This is a genomic window from Salipaludibacillus daqingensis (assembly GCF_029891575.1).
Lineage (GTDB): Bacteria > Bacillota > Bacilli > Bacillales > Salisediminibacteriaceae > Salipaludibacillus > Salipaludibacillus daqingensis.
On the sequence record NZ_JARZHF010000001.1, the window covers coordinates 250,436 to 270,328 of the forward strand.

At 35.8% G+C, this 19,893-nt stretch carries 21 protein-coding genes; 5 read left to right on the forward strand and 16 right to left on the reverse strand.

What is annotated here, in order from left to right:
* Positions 1–436 precede the first annotated feature (436 nt).
* Together serA and QDN89_RS01295 are read left to right on the forward strand one after the other, a co-directional pair.
* Positions 437–2,050, forward strand: a complete 1,614-nt coding sequence (gene serA / locus QDN89_RS01290; protein WP_280768272.1) for a phosphoglycerate dehydrogenase — start codon at positions 437–439, stop codon at positions 2,048–2,050.
* Positions 2,051–2,386: 336 nt separating this feature from the next.
* Positions 2,387–3,163, forward strand: a complete 777-nt coding sequence (locus tag QDN89_RS01295) for a SurA N-terminal domain-containing protein (RefSeq protein WP_280768273.1) — start codon at positions 2,387–2,389, stop codon at positions 3,161–3,163.
* Positions 3,164–3,413: 250 nt separating this feature from the next.
* Here the strand turns inward: QDN89_RS01295 and QDN89_RS01300 are convergent, their stop codons facing one another.
* Positions 3,414–3,971, reverse strand: coding sequence for a cob(I)yrinic acid a,c-diamide adenosyltransferase (locus tag QDN89_RS01300; protein ID WP_280768274.1), 558 nt, complete (start codon positions 3,969–3,971; stop codon positions 3,414–3,416).
* A 165-nt stretch (positions 3,972–4,136) separates the two neighbouring features.
* On the opposite strand from QDN89_RS01300, the gene QDN89_RS01305 reads away from it, so the two are divergent.
* Positions 4,137–4,655 carry a MogA/MoaB family molybdenum cofactor biosynthesis protein gene (locus tag QDN89_RS01305; RefSeq protein WP_280768275.1) on the forward strand — a complete coding sequence of 173 codons (519 nt, stop codon included), beginning with the start codon at positions 4,137–4,139 and terminating at the stop codon, positions 4,653–4,655.
* Positions 4,656–4,948: 293 nt separating this feature from the next.
* Here QDN89_RS01305 and QDN89_RS01310 read toward each other — a convergent pair whose 3' ends face one another.
* From QDN89_RS01310 to QDN89_RS01350, 9 genes are all read right to left on the reverse strand, one after another.
* Entirely contained in the window at positions 4,949–6,742 is a 1,794-nt protein-coding gene (locus QDN89_RS01310; protein ID WP_280768276.1) for an ATP-binding protein, read from the reverse strand.
* Complete coding sequence (locus QDN89_RS01315; RefSeq protein WP_280768277.1) at positions 6,742–7,458, reverse strand: response regulator transcription factor; 717 nt, start codon at positions 7,456–7,458, stop codon at positions 6,742–6,744. Before QDN89_RS01315 ends, QDN89_RS01310 begins: the two co-directional genes overlap by 1 nt.
* A 150-nt stretch (positions 7,459–7,608) precedes the next feature.
* A complete protein-coding gene (gene ccsB / locus QDN89_RS01320) occupies positions 7,609–8,793 on the reverse strand; it encodes a c-type cytochrome biogenesis protein CcsB (protein WP_280768278.1) in 1,185 nt (394 codons plus the stop codon).
* A complete protein-coding gene (gene resB / locus QDN89_RS01325) occupies positions 8,777–10,435 on the reverse strand; it encodes a cytochrome c biogenesis protein ResB (RefSeq protein WP_280768279.1) in 1,659 nt (552 codons plus the stop codon). The genes ccsB and resB overlap by 17 nt, the downstream gene beginning before the upstream one ends.
* Before the next feature lie 12 nt (positions 10,436–10,447).
* The gene (gene resA, locus QDN89_RS01330) at positions 10,448–10,975 is read right to left on the reverse strand and encodes a thiol-disulfide oxidoreductase ResA (protein WP_280768280.1); all 528 of its coding nucleotides are present in this window, start codon (positions 10,973–10,975) and stop codon (positions 10,448–10,450) included.
* A gap of 96 nt (positions 10,976–11,071) precedes the next feature.
* On the reverse strand, positions 11,072–11,791 hold the full coding sequence (locus QDN89_RS01335; RefSeq protein WP_280768281.1) for a pseudouridine synthase: 720 nt from the start codon (positions 11,789–11,791) through the stop codon (positions 11,072–11,074).
* 136 nt (positions 11,792–11,927) lie between these two features.
* Entirely contained in the window at positions 11,928–12,458 is a 531-nt protein-coding gene (locus QDN89_RS01340) for a spore maturation protein (RefSeq protein WP_280768282.1), read from the reverse strand.
* The gene (locus tag QDN89_RS01345; RefSeq protein ID WP_280768283.1) at positions 12,455–13,054 is read right to left on the reverse strand and encodes a nucleoside recognition domain-containing protein; all 600 of its coding nucleotides are present in this window, start codon (positions 13,052–13,054) and stop codon (positions 12,455–12,457) included. The genes QDN89_RS01340 and QDN89_RS01345 overlap by 4 nt, the downstream gene beginning before the upstream one ends.
* Positions 13,047–14,201 (reverse strand): D-alanyl-D-alanine carboxypeptidase family protein, encoded by a 1,155-nt coding sequence (locus QDN89_RS01350; RefSeq protein ID WP_280768284.1) that lies wholly within the window; start codon positions 14,199–14,201, stop codon positions 13,047–13,049. Before QDN89_RS01350 ends, QDN89_RS01345 begins: the two co-directional genes overlap by 8 nt.
* A 266-nt stretch (positions 14,202–14,467) precedes the next feature.
* Between QDN89_RS01350 and QDN89_RS01355 the strand changes: the two genes are divergently transcribed.
* A complete protein-coding gene (locus QDN89_RS01355) occupies positions 14,468–15,193 on the forward strand; it encodes a DUF421 domain-containing protein (protein ID WP_280768285.1) in 726 nt (241 codons plus the stop codon).
* 76 nt (positions 15,194–15,269) lie between these two features.
* Here the strand turns inward: QDN89_RS01355 and spoVAE are convergent, their stop codons facing one another.
* The 5 genes from spoVAE to QDN89_RS01380 form a co-directional block, all read right to left on the reverse strand.
* Positions 15,270–15,620, reverse strand: coding sequence for a stage V sporulation protein AE (gene spoVAE / locus QDN89_RS01360; protein ID WP_280768286.1), 351 nt, complete (start codon positions 15,618–15,620; stop codon positions 15,270–15,272).
* A 41-nt stretch (positions 15,621–15,661) separates the two neighbouring features.
* Positions 15,662–16,126, reverse strand: coding sequence for a stage V sporulation protein AC (gene spoVAC / locus QDN89_RS01365; RefSeq protein WP_280768287.1), 465 nt, complete (start codon positions 16,124–16,126; stop codon positions 15,662–15,664).
* A 2-nt stretch (positions 16,127–16,128) separates the two neighbouring features.
* Entirely contained in the window at positions 16,129–16,566 is a 438-nt protein-coding gene (locus QDN89_RS01370; protein WP_280768288.1) for a hypothetical protein, read from the reverse strand.
* A gap of 266 nt (positions 16,567–16,832) precedes the next feature.
* Positions 16,833–17,525, reverse strand: coding sequence for a formate dehydrogenase subunit gamma (locus QDN89_RS01375; protein WP_280768289.1), 693 nt, complete (start codon positions 17,523–17,525; stop codon positions 16,833–16,835).
* On the reverse strand, positions 17,518–18,531 hold the full coding sequence (locus QDN89_RS01380; protein ID WP_280768290.1) for a 4Fe-4S dicluster domain-containing protein: 1,014 nt from the start codon (positions 18,529–18,531) through the stop codon (positions 17,518–17,520). The genes QDN89_RS01375 and QDN89_RS01380 overlap by 8 nt, the downstream gene beginning before the upstream one ends.
* 141 nt (positions 18,532–18,672) lie before the next feature.
* Here QDN89_RS01380 and QDN89_RS01385 point away from each other — a divergent pair, with 141 nt between their 5' ends.
* Positions 18,673–19,200 (forward strand): hypothetical protein, encoded by a 528-nt coding sequence (locus QDN89_RS01385; protein WP_280768291.1) that lies wholly within the window; start codon positions 18,673–18,675, stop codon positions 19,198–19,200.
* A 191-nt stretch (positions 19,201–19,391) separates the two neighbouring features.
* On the opposite strand, the gene QDN89_RS01390 is transcribed toward QDN89_RS01385, so the two are convergent.
* Complete coding sequence (locus QDN89_RS01390) at positions 19,392–19,889, reverse strand: DUF3907 family protein (RefSeq protein ID WP_280768292.1); 498 nt, start codon at positions 19,887–19,889, stop codon at positions 19,392–19,394.
* Between the last annotated feature and the right edge of the window lie 4 nt (positions 19,890–19,893).

Consider the following 19,893-nt stretch of genomic DNA (forward strand, 5'->3'; position numbering starts at 1 on the left):
TACAAGATAACGAGTTGTGAAACCCTCTGATTGCCATGTGAATTAAGTATGTTAGTATACTTTATTTGTGAGACACTTAACAAATTCTTATAGCGTAATCGGGAATCATCTTATTTATTCATATGCAACATACTTACTTATAAATTGTACATATAAAAACGAAAAGATTCAATACAGTAATCTATCAAAATTTTCCTATACATTTTATTTTTATAATAAACCGTTTTCTAAGAAATGGTTACTTTTAAATGAGAAGAGTCTTTACTATCTCTTTCTTATTTTTTGAATAGAATACTAAAGTTTTTTTAATGATATGATATAGCTAAGTTTATGTCATTTTGAGCTCTATTCTTTTCATACATTAAATCTATAGTGTAATGACTGAATTTCGTGTTAATATAGAATAATTAAAAAATTATTGAGTAGGAGATGGATTATGGTACAAATTCAGCAACCGACCAAAACTAATAAAGAACTATTTACGATTCTCGTGTCCGATCAAATGGACAAACAAGGTTTAAAACCGGTTCTTGAAAGCTCAATAGTTAACGTGGTTTTTGAATCAATAAAAGATACAACTGTTTCTCTAGATGAAGTTGATGCCCTTCTCATTAGAAGTGCCACAACTGTAACAAAAGAACTTATTGAGAAAATGCCCAGCTTAAAAATAATTGGTAGGGCAGGCGTAGGTGTAGACAATGTAGACATGGAGGCGGCCACCTCTCATGGAGTTGTTGTCATTAATGCTCCTGATGGGAATACGATATCAACGGCAGAACATACCTTTGCTATGTTAGCTTCTCTCGTTCGAAATATTCCTCAAGCAAACCAATCTATGAAAGAAGGGCGATGGGACCGTAAGTCTTATCAGGGAGAAGAACTATATGGTAAAACATTAGGCATCATTGGATTTGGAAGAATAGGAGCCGAATTAGCTTCTAGGGCCAGAGCGTTCCGAATGAATGTGATCGCTTATGATCCGTTTTTAACAAAAACACGAGCTGAAAAAAACAATGTTGTCCCAGTTGAATTAAGTGAGGTTCTTTCGAATAGTGATTTCATCACTGTCCATACCCCTCTGACAAAAGACACAAAAGGATTATTAAACCGGCAGACACTTAAACAAACAAAACCAGGTGTTTATATTTTAAATTGTGCTCGAGGTGGGATCATTGATGAGGAAGCATTGTATGAAGCCATTACTGATGGGCAAGTAAAGGGCGCAGCTATCGATGTATTTGAAGAAGAACCTGCTAAAAACCATCCGTTAACTAAATTAGAACAAGTAATTACTACACCACATATTGCAGCGTCAACAACCGAAGCTCAAAAAAATGTTGCAGAACAAGTTGCTGTTGAAGTATTAGACTTTCTTGAAGGGAACCCTGCTCCTCATGCGTTAAACTTACCATACCTTGAAGGTAATATATTCGAGAAATTTTCTCCTGTCACTAAATTAACTAGAACTCTTGGAGAAATGACTTCTCAACTATTCCGTGAACCAGTTAAACAAATTGAGATCAGCTATGCTGGTGAGATCTCTCATCAAGAAACAGGATTATTTAATCGAAGTTTTCTTGCTGGTTTTTTTCGTCATAGAATAGATGAATATGTCAATGAAGTTAACTCTTCTTGGATAGCTAAACAACGAGATGTTCAAGTAGTTGAAAAACATGAGAATGAATCTCAAGGCTATTCCAATTTTGTTAAAGCAACCATCTATGGAGAAGGAAATTCTATCGAAGTTTATGGTACATTTAGCCAAGAAATTGGCCCAAGAATTGTTCAAGTAAACGGCTTCTCTTTTGATTTCCAACCGGCGAAACATACTTTGTACGTTCAACATAATGATAGACCAGGGGTTATTGGGAAAGTAGGACAACTGTTAGGTACTCATGATATCAATATTGCAGCAATGCAAGTAGGCCGAAAACAGGAAGGTGGTAAAGCAATTATGCTTATGTCTACTGATAAAGAGTGCGATAAGTCTGTTCTCGAAGCTTTTGCTAAAATTGAAGAAATTGTCTCCGTCTCAAGTATCGAATTATAATTATTTACGACTTTATAGCATCGCGAACTTTCCTTAAACGAAGGAAGTTCGCGTTTTTTATTTACATTATACCCATTTTTAAATAACGCTGATCAGGATCGACTCGTTTTCCGTCTACGAACACCAAATCCCCTTATAGTTTTGTTTTACAATGGGTCATGAATCCGTATTATTAATTATGTAAAATGCTTACGTTCCTTCGTATGAATTGTCAAGGTTCTAGACATAAACATCAAGTTTTTTAGAATTAATAAATTGAATTAGTCTCCTCTTCTATGGTAAAGTTGTACTTATGCACATATTTCACACATAGACAAAGAAAGGTTGATTAAAAAAATGAAGAGAATGAACAAAAAAGCTCTACTTGCTCTTCCACTTTCAGCAGCAATTCTTCTAGCTGCATGTGGCGGAGAAAATGATGAGGCAAATAACGGAGACAATTCCGCTAATCAAGAAAATAACAACATTACTGAAGAAGAGAATAATAATTTAGCTAGTAATGAAAATGGTGAGGGAGACATGGATGGTGAAGCTGATATGGAAGCTGATCCAGAAGAAGCGGTAGCTACTGTCAATGGAGAAGAAATTAAAATGGCAGATCTTCAAGCTCAAATGGCACAATATCAGCAAATGTTTGCCCAGCAAGGTGTTGATTTTGAAGATGAAGAAAATGCAGAGATGCTTATGCAAATTCAACAAGGTATTCTTGATCAACTGATTACTCAAGAAGTAATCACACAAGAAGCACGTGATAAAGACATCGAAGTATCTGAAGAAGAATTGGAAGCAGAACTTGAAGAAATTCGCGCTCAGTTTGAAAGTGAAGAAGAGTTAGAAGAGTATCTAGCTACTCAGAACTATACGGTTGAAGAAATGGAAGAAGAAATTCGTGATATTTTATTAATTGAAGAATTTCGCAAAATGGAACATGTTGATGAAGATGAATTTGATGTGACTGAAGACGAAGTTAGAGAATACTACGACCAATTAGCTATGCAAGATCCTGAAATTGCTGAGTTTGAAGAGATTGAAGACGAGTTAGAGAGTGAAGTCAAAGAACAACAATATATACAACAACTTCGTGACGACGCTGACATCGAAATTCTTATCTAGATTTACTATTAAGAATTAATACTAGAAACAACCATATCGGCAGATTATCGAGAACCTCCACCTTTTTCAAAAGGTGGAGGTTTTTTTTATTATTCATAAATTCTATTGAGAACAGCTTTTACTAAGACCAAAGAAGATCGCAAACCATCCCCACACCCCAATAAGATGGTTTGCGATCTAAGCACCCAAAAAAGCTGTTGAGAAGAATTTTCCAACAGCCCAATCTCGGGTATTTATTTGGTTTTAATTCTTATTTGAATACGTCTTTCCCTCGCTCATAAAGGACATCTTCCGTTCCTTCTCTCGCGTTAACTACCCTTGCAATTGCAAAAAAGTAGTCAGATAAACGATTTAAATATGCAATTGAATGGGGGGGAGTTTCTGATTGCTCATTGACTCTTACAACTAACCGTTCTGCTCTTCTAGCAACTGTTCGACAAACATGGAGTTGCGCTGCCCCTTTTTCGCCACCAGGTAAAATAAACTTCCGCAATTCAGGCGCTTCCTCCCAATATTTATCGATACTATTTTCTAAATCATCAATATACTCTTTTTTCACTGCCCATTCATGATTATTTGTCACGTTAGCTAAATCACCGCCAAGATCAAAAAGTTCATGCTGAATTTTAGTAAGTTGTTCAATCATATCTTTATGCATTTTTTCGTTAAGAAACGTCACGGCAAGACCAATTTCGCTATTTAGTTCATCTACTGTTCCATAAGCTTCTACTCGTTCATGAGTTTTTTTTACTTTTTGTCCAATCAGGTGTGTATCTCCCTGATCGCCTTTTTTTGTGTAAATTTTCATAAAATGCCAAACCTCCTAGTATTTCTGTTCATTCATTGATCTGTATTTTTCATTATACAAACTATCACTAAAAATAGCACTCAGAAACAATTATATTGCTCCATTCGTTTGTTTATTTTCTAAATTCTTAGTAAGATATTAATGACACGATAGGAGGGTATTTTTATGAGTGTAGAGGAACATAAACAAGAAGCACCAACAAAAGTTTCATGTATGGTTCTTACAGTTTCAGACACAAGGTCATTAGAAACAGATAAGAGTGGTCATATTATGAAGGAAATGTTAGAAGAAGCTGGTTACTCTGTCATAAAACACGAAATAGTTAAAGATAGCTTAACTGACATCCAGCAATGGATTCGTTATGCTGACAATAGTGAGAACGTTGAAGCGTTACTTTTAAACGGTGGGACGGGAATCACATTCAGAGATACTACATACGAAGCAGTATCCACGATGCTTGATAAGGAACTACCAGGATTCGGTGAATTATTCCGTTATTTAAGTTACGAAAAAGATATTGGTCCCGCAGCGATGCTTAGCAGAGCGATTGCTGGTGTAAGAGGATACACGGCTGTTTTCTCAACTCCTGGATCATCTGGTGCAGTGAAACTTGCCATGAAAGAATTGATTGTTCCAGAACTTGCACATGTGATGAGAGAAATTTACAAAGATAAAAAATTATAAATTGAAAAAACGGTCTAATCGGGCCGTTTTTTGTTGATTAAAAGGAAGTTACATTGTATTTTTTACATGAATCTGCTTTTTGCACACCACTTATTACACCTTTTTTGCTCCACCAGCACCTTTATTTTGTGATACCATATCACGGTCAAAATCTTTTTACTACGCTAATCTCTCTTCAAAGTCTAATATGCAGTAATCTATAAAATAACCTCCCCAAAAATAAAAAGGCCGCCCAACATTCATTGGAACTGCCTTTTTATGTTACTTGTGAAACAAGATTATACCTGTTTTTTTTATAAATCTTGCGAAGATCCGTAAGGTAAAAACACAGAAAATGTCGTTCCTTCTCCCATTTTGCTATGAGCAGATACTTTTCCTCGATGGGCATCTACAATATTTTTGACTATTGCTAGACCTAGACCTGTTCCGGAACGTCCTCTTGTTCTGGCCTTATCAGCCTTATAGAATCGCTCAAATACGAACGGAAGGTCATCTTCAGGAATTCCTCCACCTGTGTCTTCTACTTCTAGTTTAACGCCATTATGGAAATGCTCTAGACGGAGAGTGACTACTCCATCATCTGGAGTATGCCTAATCGCATTGTCAATCAAATTAGTTAATATTTGCTCGACTCGGTCTTGATCTGCATAAACGGGTTGATTTATCTCATGAATATCTCCTACTAGCTCTACATCATGCTCTTTTGCTACACCTTGAAACTTTCGAACAATTCTATTTGAAAATTCCTCAATTTCTAATGGTTCTATATTAAGTTGAATATGTCCGGCTTCCATTCTTGCTAAATCTAATAATTCATTTACTAACCTACCCATTCTCAGTGATTCATCATAAATAATTTGGGCTAGTTCTTTCTTCTCTTCTTCACTACCAGCAATATCATCAACAATTGCCTCACTATAACCTTGTAGCATCGAAATTGGCGTCCGAAGTTCATGAGACACATTAGCAATAAAATCTTTTCTTAATTTATCATGCAAACGTTCTTCCGTCATATCTCGAAGGACAGCAACTGCTCCACGAACATGCTCTTGATCATAAAGCGGAGTCATTAAGATAACCCAACTTCGACCTTGAACGTCGACTTCTCCCATTTGCTCTCTTTCTTCTTTGACAACAAGTTCAAATAGGTTTTGCAACTCTTCAGGTAACTCTCCTGACTCTTCCACTTCATATCCTTGTTCAAATAACCAAGCTCCAATAAATTCATTTGCTGGTGGATTCGTAACCATCACTGCACCGTCACGGTCAAGAGTTATAACACCATCTGCCATTGAACTTAATATTCGTGAAAGCTGTTCCTTCTCCTGATTTAGAGCATTTAAATTCGTATTTAGTGCTCGAGCCATTCGATTAAAAGCAATTCCTAATAATCCTATTTCATCGTTTGTTAAAATAGGCACTTTCGTATCAAAATTCCCTTTAGCAACTTCTAAGGACGCTTTCCTCATTTTCCTTAATGGAGCAGTAATCCTCGTTGTTAAGAAAAAAGCGAATACGGTTGTTAATACTATTGCGATACCAGCCGATAAATATATGATATTTTTCGTTTGGTTTGAAGCTTCTTCCACAACATCAAGAGATTGATAAAGAAACAACGAACCTCTTTGCCCAGTAGCAAACTCAACTGGAAGACCGACGACCATCACTTCTTCTGTTATTTGTTCACCACTAACAGGAAACGTATAATTTCCTTGTGTTACAACTGTCTCATTTGAGTTAATCACTCGAGATAAAACCTCGTCCTCATAAAAAATGGAAATAGGTAAATCATCTACGGTTTCATGTGATGTATACCAATACTCATCTTCATCAAGGATAATCAACGCTTTCGTAGAATATGTTTCTGATATCTTTCTACTCATCGTAAATGCCGCATCATCCGTTTCTCCATCCTCTAATAATGATACAATCAAAGTAGCATGATTCATTAATTCACTCTCTGCATGATCCGTATGAAATCTCTCAAAATACTGCAATAATAAGACAGTTAATATAACAAGTACAACAGAAACAAGGAGGAGAATCGTAAACCACAGTTTGCCTACGACACTACGCCAAAACATCATTATTCTCTCACAGCCTCAAATTTATAACCTACTCCCCAAACCGTTGATATCATATTTGCCGCTTCTGGAGAGACTTTATTTAACTTTTCTCTAAGACGTTTTATATGTGTATCAACCGTTCGTAGGTCTCCGAAGAACTCATAGTTCCAAACATCTTTAAGTAACTGCTCTCTTGCAAAAACTTTGTCTGGCGCTAGTGCAAGATAATGTAATAATTCATATTCTTTTGGTGTTAAGTTGATATGTTTGCCTTCAGCTGTTACACGATGGGCATCATTATCAATTGTCAAGTGTGGGAAAACAAGTACATCTTTCGTCGTTGTCTCCGTCTGTAAGAATTTAGTTGACGATGCTCTTCTTAATAATGCTTTTACACGAAGAACTACTTCTCTTGGGCTAAATGGTTTTACAATATAATCATCCGTTCCTGCTTCAAACCCCTGAACTCGGTTAGCTTCTTCCCCTTTAGCGGTCAACATAATAATTGGCGTTGCTTTCTGTTTACGAATTTCTTCACAGACTTCTATTCCATCAATACCAGGCATCATTAGATCTAATACAATTAAATCATAATCTTCTGCTAATGCCATACTTAATGCTTTTTCACCATTTTCTGCATCATCTACATCATATTCTTCACGCTCTAAATACATTTTTAATAAACGTCTAATACGCTCTTCATCATCGACTACTAAAATTTTTGCCTCATTTGCCATTGTCATTTCCCCCTTAAGACTCTTGCTGAATTATTTACTATTATAAAATGAAATCGTTTTAGTCTTTTTTCACATTTATTGTAACATGTTACAGCATTATAGTGTATATGTCTTTCATAAAGAGCAGCACCGAGGGTGCTGCTCTAATTATCATGCATATGAATGCAAACCTGCTATAACTAAATTAACAAAAATCAAGTTAAACATAATCAGCGCAAAACCAATCACACATAACCATGCACTTTTTTCACCGTGCCATCCTTTCGATAACCTAAGATGCAAATAGACAACATAAAATAGAAATGTAATTAATGCCCAAACTTCTTTTGGATCCCAACCCCAAAACCGTGTCCAAGCAATTTGAGCCCATATCATAGCAAAAATCAATCCACCTAAAGCGAAAATTGGCAGACCAATTGCTATCGCTCGATAGCTTATTTCATCTACTGTTTGTGGGTTTACACTTTTAAGTAATGGTTGAATAGCTCCACCAATCGGTTTTCTTAACGATAGCCTTAATAAAAGATATAACACTAACCCACCTAAAACAGACCATAGTACTGTATTTAAATCTGCACTTTCAATATATGCTGGAACTTCTATAAAAGGATTGATACCCTGCTCAGAAATAAGCTCTCCTTCATTTGGTCCAATAATAGGTGGGAAAACATAATTTATTTCAGCTTCGTTGCCTTGTTCGTTAACAAATTCAAATGTTGCTTGATAATCAGCAGCCCCAAAACTAAAACCTAGTATGACGTATGCAAGGGTGCATAACAACGTATACATGATGAACTCTAGTCCTTTTACTTTCTTTGTTGCTTTATTAAAATCAATGACCTTCACCAAATAGATGAGTCCACTGACAAATCCTATTGCTAGAATTCCTTGTCCAATTACTGTGGTAATAACATGAATCGTTAACCAATGAGATTGCAAGGCAGGTATTAATGGCTGCACTTCTCCTGGAAACATGGAAGCATAGGCAACAATGAGCATAACGATTGGCATCGTAAATAATCCAAGATAATTATTACGATAAATAGCATAGATGATGATGAACCCTAAATTGATCGCTATCCCTAACGCCGTCGTATACTCAAACATATTACTTACAGGAGCATATCCAACACCAATCCACCTCGTTGTGAAGTAAGTCATCATAGCTAAGAAAGCTGCAATAGATGAAATATAGCCAAGCAGACCAGCTTTATTTTTTTCTAGTCCCTGCTTATTTTTAAATTTTTTCCCTGTTACAGATACAGCAAATAACACTGTCGCCGCAAAATAAAGAAAGAAAGATGCATACATGAAATTACTACTTAGTTCGATCATCGTCCTGACTCACTCCTTTATTATCCTTATCAGTTTGGTCCAGTGGTAAAGGAATATGAGTGTTATCAGAAACCAACTGAAAATCATTCTTCAGTGCCTGCCAATTTTTATTCGCATGGCCTGCTAATAACAGCGTCCCTTCACGATTTTGAATCCAAATCCGACGATGGTGCCAATATGATCCCTGTATGAAACCGATCATAAATATAATTCCTCCAAGAGAGATAATCGGTAATGTTCGATCTTTACGAATTGTTAGGCCAGTAACATCTACCATTTCTGCACCAGTCATGCGGATCGTATGATCGTTCTCACCATTTAGAGCCTCATTAACTTGAATACCGATTAAACTTATTTCCCCTTCGTCTTCATTCGCTCCAGGGGGAAATACTTCAAAGATAATACGCGGGTTGTCTGGTATTCTGTTTATTGTTGTTGGTTCTCGATTATCGTCAATGATAAAGTTAGGAAAATACTCCATGATTTCAACTCTATAACCATTATCAAATTCAAATGTTTTTTGTGGATCATTTAAATTAACAGTGAACTCTATATCCGAAAAATCTGCATCTACTGTTTCACTTTCTAATGTAAAAGTAAATTCGGATAGTTCATTCAATTTGAAATCAACTTGATAAAGCGAAAATCCCTCAAACGTTAACGGATCGTTTACTCGAATATCATAATCTTTGATTTCTTCTAATTCGGTTTCACTTCCTACCGTTCCATCACTAGTCCTTTTTAATAATGTTGCCGACGTTTGATATGTTTTCACAACAGGACCATCAGCTCTTGATAACGCGTCTTGATACTTTTCATCTTCTTCATCATATAATTCAATTAAAAAATCATTATTTCTTAAAAAATATTCTCCATTGGTTCCACTAACTACTTCATGCTCTCCTTCACGTACCCACATGTGCTCATCTAAGTACATTTCAGGAAAAAATCGTAACATTCCTCCTATGAGAAAGATGATTAGTCCGACGTGGTTAACATAAGGCCCCCACCTAGCAAATCGACCTTTTTCGGCTAGAAGATTACCATTTTCCCTACGTATGTTATATCGTTTTTCTTTTAATAGTTTTTCCGCTTTTTGTATTTCTTCATCAATGTTATCAATTTTGTTTGATTCCCCAAAAAGCCTTTGTCTCTTAAGAAAACCTTCGTGCCTTGATACTCTTTGTGTTTTTAACGCTCTATATAGAGGAACGAATCGATCTAAACTAGCAATAACAAGGGAAATACCTAAAGAAGCAATCAATAACATATACCACCAAGAACTATATAAATTATGAAAACCTAATTGATAATATAGTTTACCCAATAGTCCATATTCTTGTTCATAATAAATAGTTGCATTTTCCCCCGGCGGAATATACATCTCTTGTGGGAATAACGTTCCTAGAGATGACGTGACTAATAGTAATACAATAATCCAAATTCCTACTTTTACGGAGGAAAAGAAGTTCCAAACTAAATCGACAGGTGATTTCTTATAAGTCTGTGAACGGCGAGCCACACCTTCATAACGCATGTTCGCCACTTTGCCCTTTTCTTCTTTAAGCGGTTTTCCACAAGACTCACATAAGTATGTCCCATATGGATTTAAATGACCGCATTCACATTTCACTTTTTCCATTTTGAACCTCCACTAGCTACTTGGAATTAATTCACTTAACGAGTCCAAGACTTGTTCTTCTGTTTTAGCACCAATCTGCCTTTCGGTTACAATGCCATTTTCATCTATTAAAAATGTTGCTGGAAGACTTCGGACTCCATATGCATTGCTTACTAGCATATTACGGTCAATAAACAATGGATAATCTAAACCTTGTCGCTGTTTATGCCTTTCTACTTGGAGTGTGGTTTCATTCACATTCACTGACACAATCCGCACACCTTTATCCTCATATTCCTCATAAAAATTTTGTAAGTATTGCATTTTATCTCGACAATACGTACAGTAAGTTGCCCAGAAATTCACATAAACACCTTCACCAGAAAGTTCTTGCAATTCAAAACGGTTTCCATCAAGATCTTCCAAGACAAAATTAGGGGCTTTATCACCTTGATCAACCAATCCTCTTTCATCCGCGAAATGATTGTAAAATGTATAACCAACCGCTGTAATCATAACGATTAATATAACAGACCGTATGAATAATCTACGCTGTTTCATCATACTCCCCCACTATCTCTTTTAAGAGTATCTCTCACTCTATATTAACATCACACAAATAGTGTTAACAGTCATGTGCGAGTGAGTTTGTGAACATTATGTGACAGCCAATTCTCTCAGTTGTTTTACTTCATGAGGCTTTAGTTCTCGAAATTCTCCAGCATTCATACCACGAAGATGTAAAAAACCATAATTTTCTCTTTTAAGCTTTAATACAGGATGACCTACCGCTTCTAACATTCGGCGAACTTGACGATTTTTACCTTCGTGGATCGATATTTCGACGATAGAGGAATTCTTAGTCTTATCTGTTTTTTTGACTTTTACTTGTGCAGGTGCTGTTTTGCCGTCTTCTAGTTGCACGCCTTTTTCTAATTTTTTAAGCGTTTCTCTTAAAGGCATTCCTTCTACTTTTGCAATATAGGTCTTTTTAATCTTATATTTTGGATGCATAAGTAAATTAGCAAATTCTCCATCATTGGTTAATAACAACAATCCAGAAGTGTCAAAATCTAATCGTCCAATAGGATAGATGCGTTGCTCCACATCAATATAATCTGTTACTACTTTTCTGCCAAATTCGTCTGAAACACTGGATATTACCCCAGTTGGTTTATACATTAAAAAGTAAACTGGTTCCTCTTTATTAATCGGAACCCCATCAACCACTACTTCATCCTTCGATGCATCCACTTTCGTACCAAGTTCCGTTACTTTATGCCCATTTACGGATACTTTACCACTTGTAATTAGTCCTTCTGCTTTCCTTCTTGACGTGATTCCTGCTTGAGCAATCACTTTTTGTAAACGTTCCATTTCTTTCACCTCAGCCTCATCATATCATTATCTTTATTGTCGTCGACAGTAATTGGATTCCAAACGTTAATTTTAGCTTTTTTTTTGTAAAGATACAACAAAAACCCTTGAATCTTTAGATTCAAGGGTAAACCTTCTATAAAAATACGAGTCGTACGATAATAATTGAAGCAATAATTCCTATTACATCTGCAGATAGTCCAACTTTCAAAGCGTCACCCATTTTTTTAATTCCAACGGCTCCAAAGTATACTGTAAGAACATAAAAGGTAGTATCCGTGCTCCCTTGCATCGTAGACGCTAATCTTCCAATAAAAGAATCTGGTCCATAGGTTGCAATAAGATCACTTGTCATTCCCAACGCTCCATTTCCAGAAAGTGGTCTAATGAGAGCAAGCGGTAAAATTTCAGTCGGAATATAAAATAATGCAAATAAAGGACGTAATGCATCAATAAAAAAATCTAACGCTCCTGACTCTCGGAACACTTTAATAGAAACAAGCATCCCTACTAAGTAAGGGATGATAGAAAAGGATAGGTTAACGCCTTCTTTCGCTCCATCAGTAAACGCCTCATATGTGGGGACTTTTTTCCAGGTTGCGATTAGTAATATAATAAATATGAATGAAGGGATGATCCAGATGGAAATCGCCGACAAACCACTCAATAGCTATCACGTCCCTTTTTTAACCTTCTATAATAAAAAAAGCGGTCAATGAGAATTGCCCCAATGGTAGAACACGTTGTAGCTAAAATCGTTGTTACAACGATTTCTGTTGGTGCAATAGAATTATATTCAATCCGAAGTGCAATAACCGTTGTTGGTATAATCGTTAAGCTAGCCGTGTTAATCGCTAATAATGTAATCATCGATCGACTTGCTTCATCTTTATCATGATTTAATTTTTTTAACTCTTTCATCGCTTTAATTCCCATTGGTGTCGCTGCATTACCTAACCCAAACATATTGGCACTCATATTGGAAACGATATAACCAAAAGCTGGATGTCCACGAGGGATGTCTGGAAACAGGCGTGATACAAGTGGGTGTAACCACTCCCCGACTTTGGTCAAAATACCGGCAAGTTCTGCGATTTTCATCATTCCTAACCAAAAGGTTAAAACGCTAATTAATCCAATACAGATAACGACTGCTTCCTTTGCCCCTGAAAAAATTGCTTCATTGACATCCTCCATGTTTCCATTAATTGCAGCAAAAATAAATCCGATAAAAAATAAACTTACCCAAATCACGTTAACCATATGAAAACGCCTCATTTATCATAAACAATTTCTTTAGCCATTTTTTATAAAAAGATTCTTGTTGAATTTCTGCTCCTTTGTAATGTAATGGGACGATTCCGATGACTTCATTATTTAATTCGACTTGGATCGTTCCAATCGGAGAAGGATACCCTTCTTTTTTCCAACGCTCCTCATTGGTTGGATTAGGTACGATAACCCGTCGAGATAAGTTTTGCTTGTCCTTTTCTGATACAGGATACTCAAATGAGAAATCTGCTTCTAACTTATCTTTATAAAACGGATCTTCTATTTGCTCAACCACTCCTTTTTTTATAACCGTTTGTAAATCAAACTTAGAGTAGCCCCAATCAAATAAATTCATATGGTCATTCCAGTCACTAGGGGCATTGATCGTTACTGCTATAAATTTCAAGTCATCTTTCTCTGCCGTTGATACAAGCGTTCTTTTCGCTCTTTTCGTATAACCTGTTTTTCCCCCTGTTGAATATTTGTACAATTGCGTGAGTAGTCGATTCTTATTTTTAAAAACTCGAATCCGATCTTCTTCCGTTTTTGATGTATACGATTTTGTCGAAGATACCTCTGCATATGTTGGATTTTTCATAGCATACTGGGTTAATAAAGCCATATCAAAAGCAGTTGAATAATGTTCTTCATGGTCATCTAGTCCATGCGGATTCGAAAAAAATGTATTTTTCATCCCGATTTCTTCCGCTTTTTGATTCATCAAATATACAAAACCTTCTAAACTTCCTCCTACGTGTTCTGCAATCGCAACTGCAGCATCATTTCCTGAACGCAACATTAATCCATAAATCAAATCCTTCAAAAGAATCTTTTCATTTTCAGCTAAATATATCGAGGAGCCTTCTGTCCATGCTGCGTTTTTCGACACTTTTACTGTGTCGTCCAAATCACCGTACTCAATAGCCAATATCGCAGTCATTATTTTTGTAATACTAGCAATTCTCATTTGTGTTTCCGCTTCTTTTTCAAACAATACTCTTCCACTTTCTTGCTCAATAAGAACAGCTCCTTGAGCAGAAACTCCTTGATTGTAAGCTTCGTCTTCAGACACCTCTGCCCCGATTAATAACAAGATTGTTATCCCACAAAAGAATAAAACAATATGGTTTTTCTTCATTATTTTCCTCCGTTCATAGATAGCGACGAGAGTTATCATCACCAATAAAGACGTATTATCTCTTCCTTCCTCAAACAAAGGAAGAGACACAAATGAACCATTATTTGTACACTTATCATTTCTTAAGTCTAATCTGACCTCTTTAAGAACCAATTTATGCAAAAAAAAATAAAGTATGTCCAAATCATTTCTACTTTAATGGAATATCTATCATTTAATTGTAAATGCTATTTTTAACCACTAACAAAAGAGGGAAGGTGAAGGGGTTGAACGAGACCTTTTGGTTAGATACGTTAAGAGTAATTGTTAGAATTTCAACGATCTTACCATTACTACTTGTTGTCACTTTATATATGGGAAAAAGAGCCATTGGTCAACTACCTCTGTTCGATTTTCTAGTTATCGTCACCCTCGCTTCTGTTACAGGGGCAGATATCGCTGACCCGAACATTCAACATTTCCATACAGTGATCGCTATTTTATTCATTGCCCTTCTACAAAAAATTGTGAGTTATCTACTCATAAATAAAAAATGGCTAGGACAAAAAATGACATTTAAACCAACAGTGGTCATTGAACACGGTGTGCTTTTAATTAAAAATATAGAAAGTATTCGCTATTCTATTGATAATGTTTTACAGATGCTTCGAGAAAAAGACGTCTTTGATCTTTCTATCGTGAAATTAGCTATCGTGGAAGCAAATGGTAAACTAACAATTTTTCGCGAATACAAAAATAATCCTGTTACAATAGAAGATCTCAATATAAATAAAAAATCTTCTAACCTTGCTTACCCAGTGATTATCGAAGGGCAAGTATATGTTAATATGCTAAAATATTTAAACCTGTCTTTAAGTTGGTTACATACAGAACTGCAGAAAAAAGGCATTAATCATATGGAACATGTTTTGTTTGCCAGTGTCAGTGAAGAAGGCTACCTTCATATATCATTAAAAAATCAAACCAATAAAGGCATGCCATTTCATCACTAAAGTATCTTAGATATTTTTACCTACTTTCAAGATTCAACTTGAAAAATAATGAGATTTAAAAATACATATACCTTTTTTACCCTTTTGGTTTAAACAGTAAAGCTGCAATAAAACTGAAAATAATCGCTGAAGAAATACCTGCGCTTGTCACTTCAAATATTCCAGTTAAAATACCAACCCACCCATTTTGTTCTGCTTCTGTTATAGCGCCATGAACGAGTGCATTACCAAAACTTGTGATAGGAACTGTTGCCCCTGCACCTGCAAAATCAATGAGCGGTTCATATAAGCCAATGCCATCTAAAACAGCACCTGATACAACTAACGTACTAAGTGTATGAGCGGGTGTTAATTTTCCAACGTCCAATAATACTTGACCAATGACACAAATAATACCGCCAACAATAAACGCATTTACGAATATCAATCGATTTTCCTCCTTTAATTAAAATAAATAAAATAGATTAATTACAGTCCAAAAAATGTCATTTTAATGATCACAATGAAAAATGCTGCAACTACCCCAAAAACAATAACAGCCGCGGCTAATTTAAACATATTGGAGGATACACCTAGTACATATCCTTCAGTTCGATGTTCGATTGCTGCAGAAGCCATTGAATTTGCAAAACCAGTTACAGGAACAGCCGAACCAGCTCCAGCAAAGTGTCCAAAACGGTCATAAACACCTAACCCTGTTAACAAGGTAGCTAAAAATATTAATGTTGCTACCGTAGGGTCTCCTGCTGTTTTTTCTGTAAAATCAAAATAATATATGTAACCCGTTTGAACCAATTGTCCAAAGGTACAAACTAAACCTCCAATCAGAAAAGCCTTTATACAATTTTTCATTACTGGCCGTTTTGCTTCATGTTTTCTTGCAATTTTTTGATACGCTCTTTGCGTTGGTGAAACTTTTGAATCCTTTGCCATTTTTAAACACCTGCTTTCAAATCTTTATCAACTTTTTTCAAATCGTCTTCCAGCTGTTTTCGAGTTATTTCTTGGTCACTGAGTTTCTGTTTTAATTCTGTTAATTCCAATTCAATCTTTTTATCTGTTGATACTTCCACTGTCCCATCTGGATTTTCAGCTTCTAATTTATCTTTCGCTTCTTTTCTAATGTCTTTTAGAAAAAATCGATCAAATCCTCTAACATCTAAATGAACATACACATCCTTTTTATTAGAAACAGCTGTCGCATCGTCTACTCGGTCCAATTCTTTAACTGTTTTCTCTGCATCTTCAGCAACTTTCTGTGATATTTCACTAGCATCGTCTGCTGATTGTGCTTCAAATGTTTTCTGACCAGTATCACACCCACCTAGATTTAGTAATAAAAATATAAATAGAAAAATAAATGATTTCTTCATATTCACTTCATCATCCTTTCCGCATTCTACTTTTAGTATTGGAAAATCACCCATAAATATGTTGGAAAAAAAGGGTAGTCAATTTATTCAATTACCACTCCATTTCAGAAATAACTAAAAAAAACACATACAAGAATTCTCCTGTACATGCTTTAATAAAATAAATGATAATAAACTCTTTACTTAGAATTAACATTTTTAATTTATACAATGGAACAATTAAAAATAGAAGATTCAGTGTGACTCCCGAAGAAGCACGAGAAGGCTTAAAGTTTATTCGCTTTTCCTTTTTCCTTTGTTTGTAAATCACGATACCAAAGACTATGACGATGTTTCACATAACTTTTATCTACTTTACCAGTAAACATACCTGGTAACATGTTGCGATTTTCTTTGAATAAAAAAGCAGCCATATGCCCGATAAATGCGAATATTATCAACACTGTTCCGATGTTATGCCCCATCGTTACTATAACCATCATTGTATTTGAAATATTAACTCCCATTAAGTTTTGATATACTTTCACGATCCCAGTTCCAATTAATAACAAAATCGCTACAGCAAATAATAAGTAAGCAAGTCGTTGTTCAGGTAAATACTTCTCACTAGGTGGCTCTTGTTTCTTCAAAATCATCGCTTTCATTAAAATCAAAGACGCTTTCATATCACCTTTTTTTGGGATGATAGCATATTCTTTTCGAATAACATGAAAGAAAGCATGATAAATAATGATAAAAATTAAGATTGATGCAAAAATATAGTGAACCCACAATGTCATCTCATAACTTGTTAACCAATTGGTTCCGAATGGCTGCCATAATAGATAACGACCATACAGTGGAAGCTGTCCCAAACCTGTGATGATTAACATAATAATCGAGATAGCACTTACCCAGTGAACAAACCTATTAGATTTAGATTGACGTACAATTTTTTCGGCGGAGTTGTTTTTATTCATTCGAAGACTCCTCCTCTTTTTCACCTTTTAACGTTTTATAAGCAGTTATCCCTGCAGCAGCAGCTCCTGCTACTGGAGCTATCATCATAGCTAACGTGAAGCCATGAGCTGTATCAAGTAAATTTTCCACATCTGGTTTCATATGTGGTCGCCCAGGACGTTGGTCATTATTTGCTTGTTTATCTTTAGCAATTGCCTCATCTATTATTTCAAACGGAACGTCTGATACGTACAATGTATGTGTGCCACCATTTTCATCATCACCATACACATAACCACCAATTTCTTCTGCTCTGGTAGACGCCTCTTGTTTGATTTGATTTAGTGGACCAAACGTAATGGCATCTTTTGGACAACTGGTTTCACAAGCTGGCTTTTGTCCTTTTTCAAGTAAGTCAACACACATATCACACTTAAACATGACTCCTCCACCTGCTAAGTCAGGCATAAGATTCATGTATATTCCAACTCCAGCTTGGCGTTGTGGAATATCCCATGGACAAGCTGAGCGACATTTTGCTCCTCCCATACAGAAGTCTTCATCAATCGTAACTGCTCCATGCTCACTTTTGTGAATCACACCAAAAGGACATAGTTTTTGACAAGTTGCATCATCACAATGCATACATCTGCGAGGAACGGAAACTTTTTTCGTCACTCCGTTATGCTCTACTTCTACCTTATCAACAAACGTCCAGTTGTAAGGTGTCAGCCTGCCCGTTTGATCTTGTTCCCCTGACCAATCTTCATGGTGTTTTTGTGGCCAATAATCTTTTATCGGTTTTTCCGGTTGAGGAAATCGATCAGCATTTTTCGTTTTGCAAGCCGTCACACAAAGTGGAGTATCTTCCAATTCACACCCATCGCATTTCGTCAAATCAATAATCGATCCAATCTGTTTTGAATCCTCTACCCCTGTTGCCGAAACCCATTTTTGTTTTGTTGTCATTACAGCCGCAGCAGCTGTTGCTGCGCTTGCTCGTTTGATAAATGATCTTCTATCCACATAATCCCCTCCAATTTCACAAATACTAATACCCCTACTAGTATTTAATCATAAAACTGACACTTGTCGAAGATTTAAATGTGTCATTTGTTTGACAATTTTGATAAGATAAAATCGAACAGGAAGGGAGAATAGCATTAGATGGAATTAATGATTATTAGTCTCTTATTACTTATTTTTTTGACTCAGCTAATAACAATATGGCTCTATTTTAAAAGAAAACCTCTTACTAAAGGCGATAAATTGAACGGGAATAAAACTCCCATCTCGCAAATGCAACAAAATAATAAAGAAAGCCTAAAAGATGAATGGAATGAAGAAGTAAAACGAACGGTTGAACTTCAACTTATGAGAATTCGCAATGCTGTTCAAAAGCAAACAAGCAGCATTCATAAAAAAGAAATTGAATTGGCACCCAAATCTTTGATATTTGATGAAAAAGTTTTAATGCACGTTTACAATGAAAAACAACGGTCCATTCTTCAAACTTACATATCTAGCTTTCATACATACTTACAGCGATTTTGGTATACGAAAAACGGTAAAATAAAGACGGTTTTCCCCGGAACGACTGAAAATACAAATTCAGAAGTAGCTCAACTTTCTCAAGCTTCTCATGAGCTTTGTCACCTAATGGATACTTGGATAAAGGAACTTCAGGTTCGTTAAGCGAACATTTATACGACAGAGTTTTGTGTGAAACTAAGTATAACCGCAGGAAATAAACACTCCGCTTATATCCACTTATTAAGCCTCTTTTCGTTCCATAGTAGTGTTTAAATTATTATCGCGTGCATTTAACAGATCCAACAAAAAGAAGGAAGAGACCACAAATGGCCTCTTCCTTCTTTTTGTCATTATTATTTACTTTCTCTTTGTTTCACTTTCGTACGATAATCTGTTTCATAGTAGTCCAGCTCTTCGCGAACTTCTTGGAGTGGTCCTTCCATTGCTTTGACAATATCTTTAATTTTTACAGGAACATCTGATCGGAAACGAATTGCATTTTTACCAGTATATGCAGCTCTACTATCTTCAAACCAAATATCATAGTGCGGCTGGAAAAATTCTTCTACACATTGATGAAAAATCCAAAATAACGTTTTTTCAGCTGCACTTTTTCGGAAATTCTCACTTCTAAGTAATAAGTTCCCAGACTCTAACCCTTCATCAAAAAACACAAGCAGCCTGCGGAATTGATCAAGAATAAGTTGATAATCCTCTTCGGATGTATCATTACCTTCACTAATTAAATTTGATAACGTTGCTTCATTCAAGAAACTTCTCAATTTCTTTGATGCCACATCCATATTATCCATCGTAATCGTCAGTTGTTGTTTTACTAAATCATTTCCCATGTTA

Excerpts from the sequence above, each read along its gene's own strand:
- QDN89_RS01390 (WP_280768292.1), bottom strand. The coding sequence starts at position 19,889 with ATGGGAAATGATTTAGTAAAACAACAACTGACGATTACGATGGATAAT.
- ccsB (WP_280768278.1), bottom strand. The coding sequence starts at position 8,793 with ATGATCGAACTAAGTAGTAATTTCATGTATGCATCTTTCTTTCTTTAT.
- resB (WP_280768279.1), bottom strand. The coding sequence starts at position 10,435 with ATGGAAAAAGTGAAATGTGAATGCGGTCATTTAAATCCATATGGGACA.
- QDN89_RS01345 (WP_280768283.1), bottom strand. The coding sequence starts at position 13,054 with ATGGTTAACGTGATTTGGGTAAGTTTATTTTTTATCGGATTTATTTTT.
- QDN89_RS01385 (WP_280768291.1), top strand. The coding sequence starts at position 18,673 with ATGGAATTAATGATTATTAGTCTCTTATTACTTATTTTTTTGACTCAG.
- QDN89_RS01300 (WP_280768274.1), bottom strand. The coding sequence starts at position 3,971 with ATGAAAATTTACACAAAAAAAGGCGATCAGGGAGATACACACCTGATT.
- QDN89_RS01375 (WP_280768289.1), bottom strand. The coding sequence starts at position 17,525 with ATGAATAAAAACAACTCCGCCGAAAAAATTGTACGTCAATCTAAATCT.
- QDN89_RS01315 (WP_280768277.1), bottom strand. The coding sequence starts at position 7,458 with ATGGCAAATGAGGCAAAAATTTTAGTAGTCGATGATGAAGAGCGTATT.
- QDN89_RS01370 (WP_280768288.1), bottom strand. The coding sequence starts at position 16,566 with ATGAAGAAATCATTTATTTTTCTATTTATATTTTTATTACTAAATCTA.
- serA (WP_280768272.1), top strand. The coding sequence starts at position 437 with ATGGTACAAATTCAGCAACCGACCAAAACTAATAAAGAACTATTTACG.
- resA (WP_280768280.1), bottom strand. The coding sequence starts at position 10,975 with ATGAAACAGCGTAGATTATTCATACGGTCTGTTATATTAATCGTTATG.
- QDN89_RS01305 (WP_280768275.1), top strand. The coding sequence starts at position 4,137 with ATGAGTGTAGAGGAACATAAACAAGAAGCACCAACAAAAGTTTCATGT.
- QDN89_RS01295 (WP_280768273.1), top strand. The coding sequence starts at position 2,387 with ATGAAGAGAATGAACAAAAAAGCTCTACTTGCTCTTCCACTTTCAGCA.
- spoVAC (WP_280768287.1), bottom strand. The coding sequence starts at position 16,126 with ATGGCAAAGGATTCAAAAGTTTCACCAACGCAAAGAGCGTATCAAAAA.
- QDN89_RS01335 (WP_280768281.1), bottom strand. The coding sequence starts at position 11,791 with ATGGAACGTTTACAAAAAGTGATTGCTCAAGCAGGAATCACGTCAAGA.
- QDN89_RS01350 (WP_280768284.1), bottom strand. The coding sequence starts at position 14,201 with ATGAAGAAAAACCATATTGTTTTATTCTTTTGTGGGATAACAATCTTG.
- QDN89_RS01310 (WP_280768276.1), bottom strand. The coding sequence starts at position 6,742 with ATGATGTTTTGGCGTAGTGTCGTAGGCAAACTGTGGTTTACGATTCTC.